This window comes from Haloferula sp. A504 (genome assembly GCF_044385805.1).
Lineage (GTDB): Bacteria > Verrucomicrobiota > Verrucomicrobiia > Verrucomicrobiales > Akkermansiaceae > Haloferula.
Genome location: NZ_JBISBU010000041.1, coordinates 12,689 through 32,587 on the forward strand (window position 1 = coordinate 12,689; position 19,899 = coordinate 32,587).

18 protein-coding genes are annotated in these 19,899 nt (G+C 67.2%); 14 read left to right on the forward strand and 4 right to left on the reverse strand.

The annotated features are described in order from the left end of the window. Positions 1 to 65 precede the first annotated feature (65 nt). The 8 genes from ACG2LG_RS16765 (at position 66) to ACG2LG_RS16800 (ending at position 10,374) form a co-directional block, all read left to right on the forward strand. Entirely contained in the window at positions 66 to 1,484 is a 1,419-nt protein-coding gene (locus ACG2LG_RS16765; protein WP_396260891.1) for a PQQ-binding-like beta-propeller repeat protein, read from the forward strand. Further along, positions 1,481 to 1,711: a hypothetical protein gene (locus tag ACG2LG_RS16770; protein WP_396260893.1), complete on the forward strand. Its 231-nt coding sequence runs from the start codon at positions 1,481 to 1,483 to the stop codon at positions 1,709 to 1,711. The genes ACG2LG_RS16765 and ACG2LG_RS16770 overlap by 4 nt, the downstream gene beginning before the upstream one ends. Then, entirely contained in the window at positions 1,704 to 2,765 is a 1,062-nt protein-coding gene (locus ACG2LG_RS16775) for a hypothetical protein (RefSeq protein WP_396260895.1), read from the forward strand. Before ACG2LG_RS16770 ends, ACG2LG_RS16775 begins: the two co-directional genes overlap by 8 nt. A gap of 10 nt (positions 2,766 to 2,775) precedes the next feature. Continuing rightward, complete coding sequence (locus tag ACG2LG_RS16780; protein ID WP_396260896.1) at positions 2,776 to 3,321, forward strand: 4Fe-4S binding protein; 546 nt, start codon at positions 2,776 to 2,778, stop codon at positions 3,319 to 3,321. Beyond that, a complete protein-coding gene (locus ACG2LG_RS16785; RefSeq protein ID WP_396260898.1) occupies positions 3,318 to 4,610 on the forward strand; it encodes a 4Fe-4S binding protein in 1,293 nt (430 codons plus the stop codon). Before ACG2LG_RS16780 ends, ACG2LG_RS16785 begins: the two co-directional genes overlap by 4 nt. Next, positions 4,603 to 6,360: a PQQ-binding-like beta-propeller repeat protein gene (locus tag ACG2LG_RS16790; protein ID WP_396260900.1), complete on the forward strand. Its 1,758-nt coding sequence runs from the start codon at positions 4,603 to 4,605 to the stop codon at positions 6,358 to 6,360. Before ACG2LG_RS16785 ends, ACG2LG_RS16790 begins: the two co-directional genes overlap by 8 nt. Continuing rightward, the gene (locus ACG2LG_RS16795; protein WP_396260901.1) at positions 6,350 to 8,773 is read left to right on the forward strand and encodes an NAD(P)H-dependent oxidoreductase subunit E; all 2,424 of its coding nucleotides are present in this window, start codon (positions 6,350 to 6,352) and stop codon (positions 8,771 to 8,773) included. Before ACG2LG_RS16790 ends, ACG2LG_RS16795 begins: the two co-directional genes overlap by 11 nt. A 101-nt stretch (positions 8,774 to 8,874) precedes the next feature. Continuing rightward, positions 8,875 to 10,374, forward strand: coding sequence for an FAD-dependent oxidoreductase (locus ACG2LG_RS16800; RefSeq protein WP_396260903.1), 1,500 nt, complete (start codon positions 8,875 to 8,877; stop codon positions 10,372 to 10,374). A 67-nt stretch (positions 10,375 to 10,441) separates the two neighbouring features. Here the strand turns inward: ACG2LG_RS16800 and ACG2LG_RS16805 are convergent, their stop codons facing one another. After that, positions 10,442 to 11,707 carry a valine--pyruvate transaminase gene (locus tag ACG2LG_RS16805; RefSeq protein ID WP_396260905.1) on the reverse strand — a complete coding sequence of 422 codons (1,266 nt, stop codon included), beginning with the start codon at positions 11,705 to 11,707 and terminating at the stop codon, positions 10,442 to 10,444. Between the two features lie 62 nt (positions 11,708 to 11,769). On the opposite strand from ACG2LG_RS16805, the gene ACG2LG_RS16810 reads away from it, so the two are divergent. Next, complete coding sequence (locus ACG2LG_RS16810) at positions 11,770 to 12,264, forward strand: redoxin domain-containing protein (RefSeq protein WP_396260906.1); 495 nt, start codon at positions 11,770 to 11,772, stop codon at positions 12,262 to 12,264. Between the two features lie 40 nt (positions 12,265 to 12,304). Here the strand turns inward: ACG2LG_RS16810 and ACG2LG_RS16815 are convergent, their stop codons facing one another. From ACG2LG_RS16815 to ACG2LG_RS16825, 3 genes are read right to left on the reverse strand one after another with little or no spacing between them, the layout of a single operon-like run. After that, on the reverse strand, positions 12,305 to 12,946 hold the full coding sequence (locus ACG2LG_RS16815) for a hypothetical protein (protein ID WP_396260908.1): 642 nt from the start codon (positions 12,944 to 12,946) through the stop codon (positions 12,305 to 12,307). A gap of 35 nt (positions 12,947 to 12,981) precedes the next feature. Continuing rightward, positions 12,982 to 13,860, reverse strand: coding sequence for an SDR family oxidoreductase (locus ACG2LG_RS16820; protein WP_396260910.1), 879 nt, complete (start codon positions 13,858 to 13,860; stop codon positions 12,982 to 12,984). Then, positions 13,860 to 14,168, reverse strand: a complete 309-nt coding sequence (locus ACG2LG_RS16825; protein WP_396260912.1) for a hypothetical protein — start codon at positions 14,166 to 14,168, stop codon at positions 13,860 to 13,862. Before ACG2LG_RS16825 ends, ACG2LG_RS16820 begins: the two co-directional genes overlap by 1 nt. A gap of 123 nt (positions 14,169 to 14,291) precedes the next feature. On the opposite strand from ACG2LG_RS16825, the gene ACG2LG_RS16830 reads away from it, so the two are divergent. The 5 genes from ACG2LG_RS16830 to lpxK all read left to right on the forward strand — a co-directional run bounded on the left by ACG2LG_RS16830 (position 14,292) and on the right by lpxK (position 19,817). Beyond that, positions 14,292 to 15,365 carry a mannose-1-phosphate guanylyltransferase gene (locus ACG2LG_RS16830; RefSeq protein WP_396260914.1) on the forward strand — a complete coding sequence of 358 codons (1,074 nt, stop codon included), beginning with the start codon at positions 14,292 to 14,294 and terminating at the stop codon, positions 15,363 to 15,365. A gap of 55 nt (positions 15,366 to 15,420) precedes the next feature. Continuing rightward, positions 15,421 to 15,849 carry a Holliday junction resolvase RuvX gene (gene ruvX, locus ACG2LG_RS16835; protein ID WP_396260954.1) on the forward strand — a complete coding sequence of 143 codons (429 nt, stop codon included), beginning with the start codon at positions 15,421 to 15,423 and terminating at the stop codon, positions 15,847 to 15,849. A 32-nt stretch (positions 15,850 to 15,881) separates the two neighbouring features. Then, positions 15,882 to 16,877: a hypothetical protein gene (locus ACG2LG_RS16840; RefSeq protein WP_396260916.1), complete on the forward strand. Its 996-nt coding sequence runs from the start codon at positions 15,882 to 15,884 to the stop codon at positions 16,875 to 16,877. Between the two features lie 362 nt (positions 16,878 to 17,239). Then, positions 17,240 to 18,541: a GTPase HflX gene (gene hflX, locus ACG2LG_RS16845; RefSeq protein ID WP_396260918.1), complete on the forward strand. Its 1,302-nt coding sequence runs from the start codon at positions 17,240 to 17,242 to the stop codon at positions 18,539 to 18,541. A gap of 64 nt (positions 18,542 to 18,605) precedes the next feature. Then, positions 18,606 to 19,817 (forward strand): tetraacyldisaccharide 4'-kinase, encoded by a 1,212-nt coding sequence (lpxK, locus tag ACG2LG_RS16850; protein WP_396260920.1) that lies wholly within the window; start codon positions 18,606 to 18,608, stop codon positions 19,815 to 19,817. Positions 19,818 to 19,899: the final 82 nt, after the last annotated feature.

The window sequence follows — 19,899 nt, forward strand, 5'->3', positions numbered from 1 at the left end:
CGCATCGCCTGCGTATTCATGAGTCATTGCTTGTGAATGAGTCACAAAAATCCGAGGATCCTTCCATGACCGCTTTTCGGTCGTGGCCGACTTTGCTCGCGCCGCTCGCTTTCGCGCTGCTGGCGGGGGGTCTGCTTGTCTTCGCCTTTCGTGGTGGGCCGGATGAGGTTTCGCTCCGGATTCCGGCGGCAGGGCGGAAGGACGCGGCCGCGTTGAGCGGACCCTCTCCGCTCGAGTCCGGGACCACCACCGCGGGTCCGGGTATTGCCGCGGAACTGCCGGGCTCATGGCCGGGCTTTCGTGGTGCGGGCCTCGATGCCATCTCACCGGAGCGCATCCCGCTGCTCGACTCGTGGCCGGAGGAAGGACCGCCGCAGCAGTGGTCGGTGGCCGTCGGCGAAGGCTACGCCGGGCCGGCGATCCATGCGGGGCGCGTCTACCTGATGGACTACGACCGTGAAGCGCAGGCCGATGCCTTGCGCTGCCTGTCGCTCGCCGACGGGCGCGAAATCTGGCGCTTCTCCTACCCGGTCGCGGTCAAGCGCAACCACGGCATGTCCCGCACGGTGCCCGCGGTTGCGGGCGATGCGGTCGTGGCGCTCGGTCCGATGGGCCACGTGAGTTGCGTCGATGCCGCCACCGGCGAGTTCCGCTGGGGCGCCGACCTGGTGCGCGACCACGGCACCGAGATCCCACCCTGGTATGCCGGCCAGTGTCCGCTGGTCGATGGCGACCGGGTGATCCTCGCACCGGCCGGCAGGCCGCCCGACGGCCCCCTGCTCTGCGCCCTCGACCTCCCCACCGGCGAAACCCTGTGGAGCACCCCGAACACACTCTCCTGGAAAATGACCCACGCCTCGATCGCGGTCGCCGAGATCGAAGGGGTCCGGACCTACGTTTACTGCGGTCACCGCGGCGTGGCCGGCATTTCCGCCGAAGATGGCACCCTGCTGTGGAGCACCCCGGAATGGCGGATCAGCCTGGCCACCGTGCCGACCCCGGTGCCGCTGCCCGACGGGCGGCTGTTCCTGTCCGGAGGTTACAAGGCCGGCAGCCTGATGCTGCAGGTCCGCTCGGGAACCGAGGGTTGGAAAAGCGAACCGCTGTTCCGCCTCGACGACGATGCCTTCGGCGCGACCCAGCAGACCCCCATCTGGTATGAGGATCACCTGTTCGGTGTGCGGCCGGACGGGGAGCTGGTGTGTCTCGACCCCGACGGCAGCGTGCTCTGGAGCAGCGGTCCCTCGCACCGCTTCGGGCTCGGACCCTTCCTGATCGCCGACGGCAAGCTGCTGGTGATGGACGACCACGGTGAACTCACCATGGCGGCGGCATCGAACGAGCGCTTCGAAATGCTGGCCCGGGCCAAGGTGCTCGACGGCCACGATTCGTGGGCCCCGATGGCGATCGCCGGCGGCCTGCTCATCGTCCGCGACCTGACCGAAATGCGCTGCCTCGATCTTCGCCTCGATCCTTCCCCATGAAACCCACCCTCACCCGCCGCGAAATGGTCCGCCGCAGCCTTCGCTACGGAGGACTCGGGGCCGTCGGTGGCGTCGCCGCATGGCTGGGTGCCCGCTCGCTGAAAGGCGAATGCCGCACCCGGGGCCCCTGCGGCGGCTGTCCGCTTTTCGATGGCTGTGCGCTGCCAAAGGCAGAATCGGCCAAGCATGCGGGCATCCCCCGGACGTATCCTTCCGACGATGGCTGAGCAAAGGTCAGAACCCGATTCGGGTCGTCGCCGGCTGCTGCGGGCGACCCTGTGGGGCGGCGGTCTGGCCGGCCTCGGTGCGCTGGGCGGGATCGGCGTCAAGCGCCTCACCCAGGACCCCCCGGCCCCGAAGCGTCCACCGCTCGGACCCGAGTTCACCTACGACGTCTCCCGTTTTCAGACCTCCGACCCCGGCCTGATCCAATGGCGCGAGCTCAGCCGGTTCCCGAGCGGCCTCGAGCGCCCCCGTAATCTCTGCACCACCCCCGGGGGCCACATCCTCGTCTGCGGCGACGACGGCATCCGGCGCTTCGATGCCGACGGCCGGGAGCTCGGGTTCAGCCCGATCCAAGGCCGGGTCCACGCCGTCGCCGTGCTGCCGGACGAAAGCCTGCTCGCCGGCCTTCCCGACCAGGTGCAGGTGATCGCACCGGACGGCAAGGTCCGCGCCGTTTGGGAACTTGAAGACGTGCTGCCGACCTCGATCGCCGTCGCCGACTCGCGGATCTTCCTCGCCGATGCCCATGCCCGGGTGATCCGGGTGCTCGATCTCGAAGGGCGCCCGCTCCAAACGATCGGACAACGGGATCCCGACAAGGGCATCGAGGGCTTCGTCGTGCCGAGTCCCTACTTCTGCGTCCGTGCTGCACCCGACGGACTGCTGCGCATCGCCAATCCCGGCAAGCACACCATCGAAGCCTGGACCACCGACGGCGACCTCGAGCTGGCCTGGGGCCGGGCCTCGTTCGCGATCGACGGCTTCTGCGGCTGCTGCAATCCCGTCAGCTTCGCGCTGCTTCCCGATGGCGGCTATGTGACCGGCGAGAAGGGCCTGCCCCGCGTCAAAACCTACGACGAGTGCGGTGCCTTCACCGGCATCGTCGCCGGCACCGAGTCCTTCCCGGAGTATGTGCAGGCCACGCAGGCCGGCACACCCGAGGCGGCAAGCGCGGGGATCTACGTGGTGGTCGATGCCGCGGGCCGCGTGCTCATCCTCGACGCGATCGGCGGCACGGTGCGAATCATGGTTCGAAAGGAGGACGGCGATGGCTGAGGCCCCCGGAATGAACCGCCGCGCACTGCTCTCGGGCGGCCTTCGCGGGCTGGGCCTGCTGGGCATCGGCACCGCCACCGGAGCGCTGGCGACTCGCGACAAGCGCGACGACGAGGTGTGGCAGATCGATCCCGACGCCTGCATCCAGTGCGGTCTGTGCGCCACCGAATGCGTGCTTGAGATCTCCGCGGTGAAGACGGTGCACTCCCATGGCATGTGCGGCTACTGCGAGCTGTGCACCGGCTACTTCGAACCCGACCCGGTGAACCTCGACGAGGGTGCCGAGAACCAGCTGTGCCCGACCGGGGCGATCGAGCGGACCTACATCGAACATCCCTACTACGAATACCGTATCAAGCCGGACCTCTGCGTCGGCTGCGGCAAATGCGTCAAGGGCTGCAACATGTTCGGCAACGGCTCGCTCTACCTCCAGGTCAACCACGACCGCTGTGTCGACTGCAACCGCTGCGCGATCGCCACCGCCTGCCCCGCAGAGGCCTTCCGCCTGGTCCCCCGCTCCGAGCCCTACCTGCTGCGAGGAAAGGAGGAGGCGTGAGAATTCTGCTGCTCCTGGCGCTGCTGGCACTGCCCGCTCTGGGCATCGAGCGCTTCCCGCCGCCGGACTTCAGCGGCGGGCATCAGATCCCCGAAACCGTCGTTCCCGCCTCCCAAGCGAGAACGCAGGCGTGGATCGATGTCGCCGCGCTCAGCCTCGGCCTTCTCCTGGCCTCGTGGATCTCGCTCCGCCTCCGCTCGCGCAAGGGCCTCGTCATCCTTTCGCTGGTGGCCCTCGCCTACTTCGGCTTCTGGCGGCGCGGCTGCGTCTGCGCGATCGGCTCGGTGCAGAATGTCGCGCTCGGGCTCGCCGATCCGGGCTACGCGGTGCCGCTGGCGGTGATCGCCTTCTTCAGCCTGCCGCTGCTCACCGCGCTGATCTGGGGCCGCAGCTTCTGCGCCGGCGTCTGCCCCCACGGGGCGATCCAGGACCTCGTGCTCGTCCGTCCGCTGAAGGTTCCCCACTGGCTCGACCAGCCGCTGCGCCTGCTGCCGTGGATCTACCTCACCCTGGCCGTCCTGCTGGCGGCCACCGGCGGGATGTTCCTGATCTGCAAGTACGACCCCTTCGTCGGCATCTTCAGGATGGGAGGCCCGCGGACGATGCTGCTGGTCGGCGGCGTTTTGCTGGTGCTTTCGATGTTCGTCGGCCGCCCCTACTGCCGCTGGCTCTGCCCCTACGGCGCCCTGCTCGGCCTGCTTTCGCGGGTCTCGCGCTTCCGCCCCTCGGTCACGCCCGACCACTGCTCGCAGTGCCGCTTGTGCGAGAACGCCTGCCCCTACGGCGCGATCCACCTGCCGACCCGGACGCCCACCGCCCCCGCCGACGACCGGGATGCCCGGTTGCGCACCCTATCCCTGCTGGTTCTCGTGCCGCTGGCCGCCGTGCTGTTCGGCTGGCTGGGAGGAAAGGTCGGCCTGGTTTCGGTGGCATGGCATCCCACCGGGGAACTGGCCGGGCAGGTGGCGATGGCCGATGCCGGCACGCTGCCCGAACCGGCACCCGACGAAATCACCGCCTGGCGGCAGTCCGGTGCGGATCGCACCTCGCTGAATACGGCGGTCGCCGTACTTGAGGAACGTTCGCTCACGCTGGGACGGATCCTCGGGGCGATCTTCGGCGTGGCCGCCGCGCTCCATCTCATCCGCGTGGCCTTTCCGCGGCCGACGGCGGACTACGAGACCGACGCAGCCGACTGCGTCTCCTGTGCCCGCTGCTTCAGCTCCTGCCCCTACGAGCGGCAGCGGCTCGGTCTTCCCACTGACATCCCCGGAGGCAGCCATGTCTGATCCCGAAGTCCGCTCCGCCCTGCGTGTCGCCGTCCACCGGATCGCGATCGTGGCCGGCGTGTTCTGCGCCGTCCTGGCAGGCCTGCTGTGGCACAACGGCATCCAGCTCCACCGGGCCGACGAAAGCTTCCGCCTGGTCGATTCCGAAAAGCTCGTCGGCCTCAAGCAGCAACTCGCCGCCGACCCGGGCGACGCCGACCTCAAGGACCGGATCCGAACCCTCGATCAGGATCTCCGGCTGGAGTATTTCCGTCGCCAAAGCTTCGCCACCCGGGGCGGCTTCACCCTGCTCGGAGGCGGCCTGGCTTTCATCGTCGCCCTGCACCTGGCTCGCCACCTGCGCGGACCCCGGGTCCCGGTCTTTTCCGCCAAACCGGAGGACCGCATGCGTTCCGCCCAAGTCGCGGCGAAGGCCGTCGGCGGCACGCTGATCGTGCTCACCGGCCTGACCGCCGCCATGGTCGGCGGCCGCACCCGCCAATGGCAGGCCGCCCCCGCCGTCGGGGGTGACCTCCCCGAACCGGCGCCAACCGTGAACGAGGCGTGGTGGCCCGAGCCCGAAGAATGGGCGGCCCAGTGGCCCTGCTTCCGCGGCCCCGGCGGCATGGGCGTCGCGACCGTCGACAAGCTCCCCGCCGGGTGGAATGGAGAAACCGGTGAAGGCATCCTTTGGAAGACCGCCATCCCCCTCCCCGGGGAAAACTCGCCAGTCGTCTGGGAAGACCGGATCTACCTGAGCGGCGCGACCGAGGACGAGCGCGCGATCTACGGCATCGATGCCACGACCGGCAGGATCCTGTGGAGCGCGCCCGTCAGCACTCCCCAAGGCAGCCGCTTCGATCCCCCCGCGGTGATGGAGGAAACCGGCTTCGCCGCACCGACCGCGGTCACCGACGGTCGTCGCGTGATCGCGATCTTTGCCAATGGCGAAATCGTCGGAGTCGGCACCGATGGCAGCCCGCTCTGGGCGCGGCACCTCGGCGAGGCCGACAACCTTTACGGCCATGCCAACTCGCTGGCGATGTGGCGCGACCTGGTGATCGTCGTTTACGACCGCGGCGGTGCCGAGGACGGCCTGTCGCGCATTCTCGCGCTCGACGCCGCCACCGGCGAGACCCGCTGGTCCACCGACCGGCCCGTGCCGGCCTCGTGGGTCTCCCCCATGGTCATCGAGCACGAGGGCCAGCCGCAGATCCTGACGGCGGCCAACCCCTGGATCATCGCCTACGACCCGGCCGACGGATCCGAGCTGTGGAAGGTCAAGGCGATGTCCGGCGATGTCGCCCCATCGCCGGCGTATCACGACGGCGTCGCCTATTTCACCAACACCGGTGCCTGCCTGATCGCGGTGAAGGTCGACGGCCGCGGCGACGTCACCGACAGCCACGTGCTCTGGAAGCGCGACGAGGACGACTACCCGGACATCTGCAGCCTGCTGTGCGACGGCCCGCGGGTTTACACCGTCGTTTACGGCCGGCTCTTCGCCTACGACGCGCAGAGCGGCGATCAAGTCTGGGAACACGATCTCGAGGACGACTTCCAGGCCTCGCCGGTCCTGGTGAACGGTCGTCTCTGGCTGCTGACGATGGAAGGCGAGACGATCATCGGCGACGTCGACGCCGAAGGTTTCCACGAAGTCGCACGCCACCCGCTCGGCGAGGAAATCGGAGCCACCCCCGCCTTCGGACCGGGCCGCATCTACCTGCGGGGCCGGGAACACCTTTACGCGATCGGAGGCGATGAAGGCTGACGTCGATCTCGGCTACGTGGATGAGGTCGTCGCCCGGCTCGGCCACGGCACCGACCAGGCATTGCCCATCCTGCAGCAGTTGCAGAGCCACTATCGCTATCTGCCGGAGCCCGCGCTGGAGCGCGTCTGCCAACTCACCGAGATCGACCCCGCCACCCTCGCGGGGGTTTCGACCTTCTACACCCAGTTCCGGCACCGGCCGATGGGGTGCCATCACATCCGCGTCTGCAACGGCACCGCCTGCCACATCCAGGGCGCGGGCATCGTTCACGAGGCGCTTTCCGACCACCTCGGCCTCGGCCCCGGCGAAGACACCGATGCCGACCAGCGCTTCACGCTGGAGAAGGTGTTCTGCGTCGGCTGCTGCACGCTCGCCCCGGTGGTGCAGATCGACGACCAGACCCACGGCCACCTCACCCGCGAACAGGCACCCGGGCTGATCGACCGCTTTCTCGCCGGACAAAAGCGCGCACGCAGACGCCGCAAGCCGCGTCCCCTGGCGCCCCCGTCCCGTCCGCTCGGGGAAGTGAGCCTGTGCCTCGACTCCTGCTGCGTCGCCCGCGGATGCGGCGCCACCCACGACGCGCTGCGGGAGACGATCCGGCGCCGGAACCTGCCGGTCGCCATCAAGCGCGTCGGCTGCGTGGTGATGTGCGATCGCACGCCGATGATCGGGCTGGCGCGTCCCGGCGAGCCCACGCTGGATTTTTCCGGGCTGACGCCCGAGCAGGTCGAGCCGACCTTGCTGCGACATTTCCGGCCGGAGGGCCTGTGGCCCCGGATCCGGAACGGGGTCTCGCTTGCCTGCGACCGCCTGATCGGCGGATCACCCGACCCCGTCCCACCCGAGCAGGATCCGCCGCCACCGGTGGCGGCCTTCTTCGGACCGCAGACCCACATCGCCACCGAACATTACGGCCGTCTCGACCCGCTCGACCTCGACGACTACCTCGCCCACGGGGGCTTCGACGGACTGCGGAAATGCCTCGCCGGGATGGCTCCGGGGGAGGTCATCGACGAGGTCGAGCGGAGCGGCCTGCGCGGGCGGGGCGGCGCGGGCTTTCCCACGGCCCGCAAGTGGCGGGTGGTCCGCGCCACCGCGGCCGAGCACCGCTACGTGATCTGCAACGGCGACGAGGGCGACCCCGGTGCCTTCATGGACCGGATGCTGATGGAGTCCTTCCCCTTCCGCGTGATCGAGGGCATGGCCATCGCCGCCTACGCCGTCGGTGCCGACAAGGGATTCCTCTACGTCCGCGCCGAGTATCCCGCGGCGGTCGAGCGCCTGAACGAAGCCCTCCGCATCTGCCGCGAAAGGGGCTGCCTGGGCAACAACCTGTTCGACTCCGGGATCTCCCTCGACCTCGAGGTGTTCCAGGGAGCCGGTGCCTTCGTCTGCGGCGAGGAAACGGCGATGCTCGAATCGATGGAAGGCCGCCGCGGCATCCCGCGCCTCAAGCCGCCCTTCCCCGCCGAGCAGGGACTGCATGGCAGGCCGACATTGATCAACAACGTCGAGACCTATGCCAACCTGCCATGGATCCTGCGCCACGGCGCCGGGGCCTTCCACGTGATCGGCACCGAAAAGAGCAAGGGCACCAAGGTCTTCGCGCTGGCTGGAAAGGTCGCGCGCGGCGGGCTGATCGAGGTGCCGATGGGTCTCACCCTGCGCGAGATCGTCGAGGACATCGGCGGGGGAACGCCCGATGGCTCGCCCTTCAAGGCCGTCCTGATCGGCGGCCCGTCCGGCGGATGCGTGCCGGCGGAACTCGCCGACACCCCCATCGACTACGAGTCGCTCTCGGAAGCCGGCGCGATCATGGGCTCCGGCGGACTGGTGGTGCTCGACCGGCATGACTGCATGGTCTCGATCGCCCGCTACTTCCTTGAATTCTGCCAGTGCGAGTCGTGCGGGAAGTGCACCTTCTGCCGGGTCGGCACGCGACGCATGCTCGACATCCTCGACCGCCTGGTCTCGGGCCGGGGAAAGCGCACGGACCTCGACGAACTACTGGAACTCTCGGAGATGGTGAAGCGCGCCTCGCTCTGTGGCCTTGGCAAGACCGCCCCCAACCCGGTGCTGACCGCGATCCGGCATTTCCGGGACGAATTCGAGGCCCATCTCGACGGATGCTGCCCCGCCGCCAGTTGCCGCGACCTGATTCACTACTCGGTCACCGCCGAATGCATCGGCTGCACGCTCTGCGCCCAACGCTGCCCGGCCGATGCGATCGCCGCCACCCCCTACCAGCGCCACCACATCGACGACGCCCTCTGCACCCGCTGCAACGCCTGCCTCGAGGCGTGCCCGGAGAATGCCATCACCGTCGCCAGCAAGGAGCGCGCGACGCTGTCGCGCACCGCCTCGAAACCCGCCACCGAATCCACTCCGGCCACCATGCCTCACGATTGAGGGAATATCCCAACGCGACCTCTTCCCAATCCCGCCAACCCATCCACTCCACCAACTTCCAGAACTCACGATGCGCGACAGCGTCGCGCGCTCCTTCACCCATGCCCACCATCACCATCGACGGCCGCGAAATCCCCGCCCGGGAGGATGGCACCATCCTCGAGGCGGCCCGGGCCGCCGGCATCGAGATCCCCACGCTCTGCCACATGGAGGGCTACGAGGCCGGGGCCTCCTGCATGGTTTGCGCGGTGAAATTGAAGCACAGCGGGCAGCTCATCCCATCCTGCGCTTCAAAGGTGGTCGACGGCATGGAAATCGAGTCCGCCTCCGACGACGTCCGGGGTGCCCGCCGGATGGCGCTCGAGCTTCTCTTCAGCGATCACATGGGCGACTGCCTCTCGCCCTGCCAGCGCATCTGTCCGGCGCAGCTCACCATCCCCGCCGTGCTCGAGCACCTCCGCCAGGACGAGCCGGACCAGGCCGCCGGCATCGTCCGCCGCGATCTGGCGCTCCCCGGCGTCCTCTGCCGCGTCTGCCACCGGCCCTGCGAATCGGGTTGCCGTCGCGGCACCCACGACGAACCGGTCGCCATCGCCGAGCTCGTGCTTCACGCCATCAATGTCGGGGCGACCTCCGCTCCTTCCCCGGCAGCGGAGGTCCGTGACGAACGGATCGCCATCATCGGCTCCGGATTCACGGGTCTTTCCGCGGCCTGGTTTCTCGCCCGGCAGGGCTATCGACCGGTGGTCTTCGAACGCGCCGACGGCCCCGCCGACAGCATCCGCCGCGAGTATCCCGATCTTCCCGGCACGGCCCTCGCCGCCGAACTCGACTTGCTGAAGTCGTCCGGAGTCGAACTGGTGACCGGCCGGGAGATCGACGATCCGGCGCCCCTGCTCGGCGAGTTCGATGCCGTTCTCATCGCCACCGGACCCGGGGACGACAAGCCGGAGGTCGACAAGGACACGATGAGGGTCGTCGGCACCGCCGGGATTTTCGCCGCCGGCCGGGTGCTGCGACCGACCGGCAAGCCGGTGCAATCGGTCGCCGATGCCAAGGCGGTCGCCAGTTGCATCGACCAGCACCTCCGCGGACGGCCCGTCCAACGCCCGCCGAAGCCTTTTTCCATCTTCATGGGGAAACTCCTCGACGGTGAGATGGACGACTTCCTCAAGGAATCCTCGGACGCCCACCGGGAAGAGACGGTCGATATCGACCACGCGCTGGCCGAATCGCGGCGCTGCGTGATGTGCCACTGCGCCAAGGCGGACACCTGCAAGCTGCGCCAGCTCGCGATCGACTACGAGGTCAACCCGAAGCGCTACAACACCGGCGAGCGGCTCCGGTATTCGCGCAACATCGAGCATCCGCTGGTCCGCTTCGAACCGGCCAAGTGCATCCGCTGCGGCAACTGCATCAAGGTCGCCGGCAGGCATGCCGAAGCGCTGGGGCTGACCTTCATCGGCCGGGGCTTCGACGTCCACCTCGGCGTGCCCTTCCACGGCACCCTCGACGAAGGCCTGCGCATCGCCGCCGAGGAAGCCATCGCCGCTTGCCCGACCGGTGCGCTGACCCACCGTGAGGTGGAGCGCCGATTATGAAATCGGCCTCATCGTCCTGAACTCGAATCGTGCGGGTGCCGATTTCATAATCGGCGCTCCTTGCTCCTTATCGGCCCCACGCCCGCTGCACTTCCTCACCGATGATGCGGATGCCCTCGCGCACGGTCGGCCCGTCCATGGTGAAGGTCATGCGCAGGCACTCGTCACGGTGACGCCATGCCTCATCCTCGAGACCGAAGAAGAAGTAGTGCCCCGGCACGATCAGCACGCCGCGCTCCTTGAGTCGCTGATAGAGCTCCCTGGAAGTGATCGGCAGGTCCGGGAACCACAGCCACAGGAACAGCGCCCCCTCGCTGCGGTGGACCCGGTAGGGGAAGTCATCGCCGAAGGACTCCGCCACCCACTTCTGCGCCAGCCGGCTTTTCTCGACGTAGAACGGCTGCACGGTCTCGTTCGACAGCTTCAGGATTTCCCCGCTCTCGACCAATGGCCGGGCGATCGCCTGGCCGATGTTGGGATTGGAGAGCCCGACAACCGAACTCATCCCCGCGACAGCCGCGGCGATCTTGGGATGGGCGACGACGATTCCCGTTCGCGTCCCCGGCAGGCCGATCTTCGACAGGCTCAGGGTGAGTATGATGTGCTCGTCCCACACCGGCGTCGCCTCGGTGAAGATGACATTCGGGAACGGGGCACCATAGGCATTGTCGATGATCAACGGGATGCCGTGGACCTTGGCGATGTCCGACAACTGGGCGATCTCCCCGTCGGTCAGCACGTTGCCGGTCGGGTTCGTCGGTCGCGACACGCAGATCGCGGCGATGTCGTCGCCAATCTCCAGCCTGTCGAAATTGACCCGGTACTTGAACTCGTGCTCGCCGATTCTCTCGATCTTCGGTGGGACGGCGCGGAACATTTCGCCGCAGGTGCCCTGGTTCGCATAGCCGATGTACTCCGGAACGAGCGGCAGCAGGATCTTCTTCCGCCGACCGTCGGGCATGTTCCCGGCGAGGAGGTTGAAGAGGAAAAAGAACGCCGTCTGGCCCCCGGCGGTGACCGCGAAGTTCGATTCATCGACTTCCCACCCGAACTCGCGCCGGAACAACTTCACCAGGGCGGCGATGAACCCTGGCGAGCCACGGGGAGGGTCGTAGTTGGCCAGCATCCGCTCGAGGGCGCCGGGATCGGCGAGGATTTCCTCCATCCGCCGACGCCACAGGGCATTGACCTCCGGGATGTGCGCCGGCTGGCCGCCTCCGAGCATCTTTACATCCTCCCCGGAGTTCAGCGCACTGCCGAGATCCTCCATCAGTTCGCTGATGCCGCTCGGTGACGCAAGCTCGTGCCCGAGCCGTGAAAATTCAAAATCCATGAGCCGTTGACCTCCGCCCGAGCATGGTCATAGTCCGCCTGAACCTCAAACCAACAATCCTCATGGCACTCCAGATTGGCGATCAAGCCCCCGATTTCAACCTCGTCAGCAAAGGCGCGGACGGCCCCGAAGTGGTGAAACTCAGCGACCTGACCGACAAGGGCAACGTGGTCCTGCTTTTCTTCCCGATGGCCTTCACCAGCGTCTGCACCCAGGAATTCTGCGACCTCACCGCCGGCATGTCCGAGTATGAGGCGCTCGACGCCGTCGTCGTCGGAGTTTCGGGCGACAACCCCTTCGCTCAGGAAGCCTGGGCCCAGAAGGAAGGCATCAAGGTGCAACTTCTCAGCGACTACGAACACGAGGCGGCCAAGGCCTACGGCGTGGCCTACGAGCAGTTCCTCCCCGAAGCGAACCTGATCATGGGCGGCGTGCCGAAGCGCTCCGCCTTCGTCATCGACAAGGGCGGCATCGTCCGCCACGTCGACATTCAGGACCACCCGAAGGATCTCCCGGATTTCGACGCGATCCGCAAGGTGCTCGGCGAATTGGGCTGAGCGGCCCTCCTCTGGCTCTCCTCTTCCTCTGGCTCTCCTCTTATTCCGCAGCGGGCGCGGGGTCGTTCCCGGCCTCGCCGTCCGCAGCGGCATCCTCTCCAGCCCCATCCGCTCCGGCATCCACCGGATCGGGAAGTGGCGGAATATCGACCGCCGGATCGTCCTCCGGCGCGACGTCCGGGAGGATTGGCTCGTCGATCGGCGCGTCCGGATCGATGTCGGTCGGCACGAGCGGAACGTCGGGATCCGCTTCACTCGGATCCGCAACCGGGATCGGGCCACCATCCACCGGCGGCCATACCTGAACTTCGGAGCCCGGCGGCAAATTCGACCCCTCGTTTTCGCCCATCACCTGCACGGTCGAGACGTATCCGAGCTCACCGGTGTCGAGCTCGACTTTGACGAAGCTTCCATCGTCCGAGATCACCTTCATCGAGGTATCGGCCTTGAGCAGCTTGTCGGCATTGGCCTCGCCGTCGGGGCGTTCCTTGTAGAATCCGGTGTTGTCCATCACCGCGGTCACGAACTCCCCGGCACGGTAGCCGGTGTTGATCACGTTGGCCTGGGTGCCATACCCGCCCGCGGCATCGAGTGGGTCAAAGCTGGAATTGATCGGTCCGCCGGTCTCACAACCGACGAGAAGCAGCCCGAGAGCTGAAATACAGGGAACGCGCGCATTCATGATCAGGGAAAAGCTCGCATGCCGGATCCCCCGGGTCAACGGCTTAGGAGATCGTCCAACAGGACCGTGACGTGCTCGCGCATGGCTTCCTGCCACGGCCGCAGGGGCCGGCCGAGACGCTGCGCGAGGCGTCCGGTCGCCATGGCGGTGTGGCGCGGACGGCGGACCTTGAAAAACGGGACCTCGTCGAGGTGCTGGGCGATCATTTCCGGACGCCCCGGGATGGCTTCCCTCTCGAGCATGATCTCCACCACCCACTCGGCCATGTCTTTCCAGCTGACCGGCTCGCCCGGATTGCAGGCGTGGAGGAGCTCGTTGCCCGGTCCCCGGTCGATCAACTCCGCCACCCATTCGGCGAGGTCGCCGGTGTGGCACGGCAGCGAGAACTTGTCGTCGATCGCCGCCAGCGGCTGCCCGGCCAGCGCCCGCCCGACGACCTGCTCGGGAAAGGCCGGACGCTCCGGACCATGGACCCACGAGACCCGCAGCACGCAACCGCCCCCGGCAAGCACCGCCTCTTCGCCCGCGAGCTTCGTCCGGGCATACTCCGACAGCGGCCCGACGGCTGCCGACTCGTCCCGCAGGCCCGGCGACGATCCCTCGAGCACGTAGTCGGTGCTGAAATGGATCATCGCCGCGCCGTGCCGACGACACAGCGCCGCCAATGCCGCGGGAGCCTCGGCATTGACCCGCCTGGCCAGCTCCGGCTCTTCCTCGCAGCGCTCGAGCGAAGTGACCGCCGCGGGATGGACGAGCAGGTCGAACCCGAGTCCGCCCACCCTTTCGACCGTCGACGGATCGGAAAAATCCCAGTCGGTCCGTGGCAGTTCGATCACCTCGTGATCGGTCGCCAGCCGCCGTGCCAGCGCCCGCCCGACCCGACCGGTGGTGCCGGTGACGGCAATCCGCGGCATCAGATCACCCCGGCGTCTTCGAGCTGGGTCTCGACGAAGCCATCACCCGCGTCGCGGATCCCGCGGATCCGGCGCTGCACACCGCGGCGGGAATGCGGGCCATTGATCAGATCGACAATCCCCGACACCGCGAGCGGCATCAGGGCTGCCACGCCCAGGGCGGCCAGGCCGATCGCCACGCCACGGCGGGCATTGTCGTGCATCACCTCCCCGAGGATCAGGCCGGCGGCGGCTCCCAGCAGGGCGGGCGACGCCAGCGCGGAGGCCTCGGTCCACTCGATGTCCGGATCAACGTTCTCGTGACTCATGAAGGGAACCTAGCAGTGCCCGGCGCGGGGACAATCCGGAAACGCACCGCGCCGATTCAGGCTTTCCGTCCGAACCCTCGTGCCTAAAGTGCGCCCGGTTCACCCCCTCAGCCCATTGCCGACATGCCTTCGACCTACGCCCTGATCCTCGCCGGTGGTTCCGGCACCCGTTTCTGGCCCTTGAGCCGCGATGCCCGCCCGAAGCAGCTGCTGCGGCTTTTCGGTGAGGAAACCCTGCTCGAGCAGACGATCCGCCGCCTCGAAGGCCTGGTCCCGCTCGAGAACATCCTCATCCTCACCAATGCCGTGCAGCTCGACGCCGTGCGCGAGGTCGCCTCGATGCTGCCGGAGGAGAACATTTTCGCCGAACCGGCCAAGCGCGACACCGCGCCGGCGGTCGCCCTCGGCATCGGCCTCGTCGCCAACCGCGACCCCGACGCCACCATGATGGTCCTGCCCGCCGACCAGCTCATCCGCGACACCGAAGCCTACCACGCCGTGATGCGCGACGCCGTGGCCACGGCCGAAGCCACCAACGGAGTGGTCACCATCGGCATCAAGCCGACATGGGCCTGCCCGTCCTACGGCTACATCGAGCGCGGCTCGCCGGCATCGATCCCGGGCTTCGAGGGTGAAAACCGCCCCTTCGAGGTCGAGCGGTTCCGCGAGAAGCCAAGCGCCGAGCTGGCCGAGACCTTCATCGCCGCCGGCAGCTTTTCCTGGAATGCCGGCATGTTCGTCTGGTCGCTGCCGACCGTCGTCGACGAGCTCGGCCGCCATGCGCCGGAGCTGGCGGACTTCGTTGCCGAACTCCGCAACTCGACCGACCTGGACGCCACCGTCGCCGCACGGTTTGCCGGACTCACGCCGATCTCCATCGACTACGCGCTCATGGAAAAAGCCGGCCGCGTCCTCAACATCGAGGCTACCTTCGACTGGGACGACGTCGGCTCGTGGCTCTCGGTGGCGAAGTATTTCGAGACCGACTCCGACAACAACTGCTCCAACGACCCGGTCGCCCAGATCGACTCGCAGAACAACATCGTCTTCAACGATCGCAAGGGGGCCAAGATCGCGCTGCTCGGGGTCGACGACCTGATCGTCGTGCAGACCGGCGACGCCCTGCTCATCGCCAACCGCCACCAGGCCGACGACATCAAGAAGCTCTCCCCGAAGCTCCCGCCCGAACTGCTCTAACCAAGTGCAGAGTGCAGATTGCAGGGTTCAGGTCCGGAAATCTGAACTCTTAAATCTGAACTCCGAACTCCACCATCCCGCCCTCGGCATCGACCATGGCGACGCCCGCATCGGCATCGCCGCCACCGATCCACTGGGCATTCTCGCCCATCCGGTCGAGACCATCGACCTCCGCACCACCCCGCCGATCGACCGCATCGCCGGGATTGCGGGCGAGCGGCGGATCCGGACGCTTGTCCTCGGACTCCCGCTGAATCTCGACGGCGAGGAAGGCCCCGCCGCCGCGAAAGTCCGGAAATTCGCGGAAAAACTCGCCGCGCGACTGCCGGAAATCCCCCTCGTCCTGGTCGACGAGTCCCACACCACCGTCGACGCCGCCGAAAAACTGCGGCAGGCGGGCCGCAAGGCGAGGCGGCAGAAAGAGGTGATCGACCAGGCCGCCGCCGTCGAAATCCTCCGGAGGTGGATGGAAACCGGGCTTTGACAAGAGGGCCGCCGCCACCGATTTTCCGCGCCATGCGATTTGCCTTCATCCCGCTGCTCGTCACCCAGGCCTGGGCCGTTCAAGCGACCTGCCAGTTGACGCTGGAACCCCCGGGGTCGGGTTTCAATGTCCTGTCGATGACGGTCGATCCCTTGCCCGCAGAGGGCTTCGATCTGCCCCCATCCACCGATACCTGTGATCTCAACGGCTCGATGAATGCGACGCTCGACGTAGACCTGACCACACACAAGACGTCGGAGCTGACCCTCACAAGCGGTACCGTTTTCGCCGACGATGGCGACCCCGGCGACGACGACTTCATATTCGGCGGAAGCGCACGCGACGGCCTCACCACGGTAACCTATGACCTGAGGGCCAATGGACTCTCCACCGTGGTCTTCACGACCACTCGTCCAGGCGCGATGACAAGCATCGCCAATGGGGAGTTCGATGCGTCTGAACACACTTTTAATGTGATCGGCGGCACCCTTGAGGGGGATATTACTGTGAACGTATTCGGTTTTCCGCCTAGCGTGAACCCCATCGATCGAACCGTTTCAGAGGAGGAACCCATCGCAGGCACCGGCAACGGCACCGGAACCGTGACACTCACACCAACGGGCAGCTCTCCAGGATCCTACAATGTGACACTGATCCTCCCCATCTCCTCATTCAAAACCTACCAGAACGCCGAGGGAACCGCCGACTCCTTCACGGTCGAGACCAACGCCATCATCAAGGCCACCGGCACCCTGCAGGTGCCGGTCGGCGCCCCGAAAATCGAGTCGGTGGGCATGATCCCGGGCAACAAGCTGCAGATCCAGATCAGCGGATTGGCCCCGGGCTCCGACTACCTGCTGACCGAATCCGGCGATCTGTCCAGCTTCGGGGTGCCGGCAGGATCGGTCACCGCCGACACGGTGGCGGCACCCGGAGGCGCGTTCACCGCCACCGGAGCCACCACGACGCTGGAAGTCGTGTTGCCCGCAGGCACCAGCGCCTTCTACAGGGTCGAGGATGCTCCTTGAAGTCGTTGATGGAAGAAGCTGCCCGCTTCAGGATCATCATGAGCTTCGCGCCTGAGGGCTAGTGTGGTCCGTCCAACAGATTGGTGGTTTTGGGAACCGCAGATTGAGGGGATTACGCAGATTTGCAGGGACCAAAGAATCTACGTAATCCGTTTAATCCCCCTAAATCCGTGGTAGCCGGCCCGATCCAGCCCTGACGGATAGTTGCTCGTCCGTAAGGCGGCCTACACCAGGTAGGGACGAGCGGCCCGCTCGTCCGGCAGAACACCGGGGATCCCCGACCCGCGGTCGGCCCGGAGGTCCGGCCCGACCTTTGCCCTCGCACGACCGGAATCCCGCTGCTATTCCCCCCGCCCCACTCCATGTTTGAAGTCCGCGAAAAGCCGGAGATGGTCGAACGGGCGCTGCTGGTGCGCCTCTACTTCGATCCCCGCGAAGCCGACGAGTCCGAGGCCCTGCTCGAGGAACTCGAGGAGCTCGTGCGCACCTTGGGCATCGGGGTGGTCGACAAGCTGCTCGCGAAGTCGCGCTCGATGCACAAGAAGTTCCTCTGCGGCACCGGCAAGGCCGCCGAGATCGTCGAACTCGCCAGGGCCCACGAGTGCGACTGCATCGTCTTCGACAACCAGCTCGCCCCCTCGCAGCAGCGCGAGTGGGAGGCCGCCTCGGACCTGTGCGTGATCGACCGCGAGGAGGTCATCCTCGACATCTTCGCCAAGCGGGCCGCCACCCGCGAGGCGCGGCTGCAGGTGGAACTCGCCCGCATGCAGTATGCCCTGCCGCGGATGGCCCGGATGTGGGGCCACCTCGACCGCGAGGGCGGCGGCGGCTCCGGCGGCGCGGCCGCCGCCCGCGGCATGGGTGAGAAGCAGATCGAGGTCGACCGCCGCATGGCCCGGGTGCGCATCGACCGGGCGAAGCGCGAACTCGAGGACGTCCGCAAGCAGCGCGCCACCCAACGCCAGAACCGCGAACGCCTCGACACTCCGCACGCCGCCATCGTCGGCTACACCAATGCCGGCAAGTCCACCCTGCTCAACCGCCTGTCAGGCTCGGACGTGCTGTCGAAGGACATGCTCTTTGCCACCCTCGACACCACCACCCGCCGCATCGACCTGCCCGACGGCCAGCCGCTGCTGCTCACCGACACGGTCGGCTTCGTCCGCAACCTGCCCCACCGCCTGGTCGAGGCGTTCAAGGCCACGCTCGAGGAAGCGGTGCTCGCCGATTTCCTCATCCACGTCCTCGACGCCTCGGCCCCGGAGATCGAGCGTTTCCACGACACCACACTCGAGGTCCTCGAGGAGCTGGGCGCCGGCGACAAGAAGGTCATCACGGTGCTCAACAAGATCGATCGCGTCGAGGACCCCGAGGAACTCGCCCGGATCGACCAGCTCTATCCCGACGCCCTGCGTGCCTCGGCGCTCACCGGCAAGGGGATCGACGCCCTCCTCACCGAGTGCTCGCACTTACTGGCCGACCGCGTGCGCCGCGTGCGCTACCGCATTCCGCAGTCCCGGGCCGACCTCGTCGCCCTGCTTCACGAGGACGCCAAGATCCTTTCCACCGACTACGAGGGAAACGACGTGCTGGTGCACGCCGTGGTGCCGGCCGCCGTGGCGGGGAAGTTGGAGGATTTCCGCGAGCACAGCGAAGCGACATAGGTCCCATAGGTCCCATACGACCTATTGCCCCAGGCTCCCGCATCCCCCATAGTCGGCACGCTTCATGAAGGAAACCCTCGCCGAGCTGGAACGCTGGGGCGCCGATGTGATCTTCGGCCGCGCCCGGGGATTCCGCGCGGGCATGACGCGCCTGGCGATGAGCGCGCTTTCCTTCGTCTTCCGCGGGCTGGTCGCGCTGCGGTTGCTCATCTTCCGCAAGCGCTGGAAACAGCAGGCCCATCTGGGCACCCACGTCATCTCGATCGGCAACATCACCGTCGGCGGCACCGGCAAGACCCCCGTGACCGAAATGCTCGCGAAGACCCTGCGCGACCGCGGGCGCAAGGTGGCGATCCTCTCGCGGGGCTACAAGAGCCGCCGCCTCAAGGAGACCCAGAAGTGGAAGGACTCCGAAGGCCAGCCGATCGACGCCGAGGACATGCCGAAGGTCGTCTCGGACGGCCGCGCGCTGCTGCTGGATTCGAAATACGCGGGCGACGAACCCTTCATGCTCGCCCGCAACCTCGACGGGGTCTCGGTGGTCGTCGACAAGGACCGCATCAAGGGCGGCCGCTTCGCCGTGCGGCAACTCGAGGCCGACACGCTGGTGCTCGACGACGGCCTGCAGTACCTGCGGCTCGCCCACGGCACCGACATCGTGCTGGTCGACAAGACCGCCCCCTACGGCACCGGCCACCTGCTGCCGCGCGGCACGCTGCGTGAACCGCCGGCCAATCTCTGCCGTGCCAGCTACATCCTCATCACCAAGTGCGACGGCACGCCGAACGACACGCTGATCGAGGAACTCCGCCGTCACAACCGCTTCGCCCCCATCATCGAATGCACCCACGGCCCCCGCTATCTCGAGGAGTTGTTCACCGGCCGCCGCGAGGATCTTGAATTCCTGCGCGACAAGTGGGTCGCCGCGATTTCCGGCATCGCCGTGCCGGAAAGTTTCGAGCGCAGCATCGAGCGGCTCGGAGCGCGGGTCGAGATCCGCCGCCATTTCCCCGATCACTACCGCTTCACCCGCAAAGAGGTCGACGCCTTCATGACCCGCTGCATCGAGCGCGACATGGAGCTGGTCGTCACCACCGAGAAGGACGCCGTGCGCTTCCCCCGCCCCACCGACATGACCGTGCCGATCTGGTTCCTGCGCATCGAGGTCGAGATCCTCAAGGGCCACGACGAGTGGGAGGAGATGATCGACCGCATGTGCCTCCCGCACGCTCCCGGCGACCCCGTGCTCCGCTTCCGCGAGGCCTACGCGGTATGAAGTTCTGTTCGTAGTTCCCCCCTTCAGGGGGTCAAACCGTTAGCGGCTACAAGCTTGGGGAACTCAGCAGACGTCTTGAGTT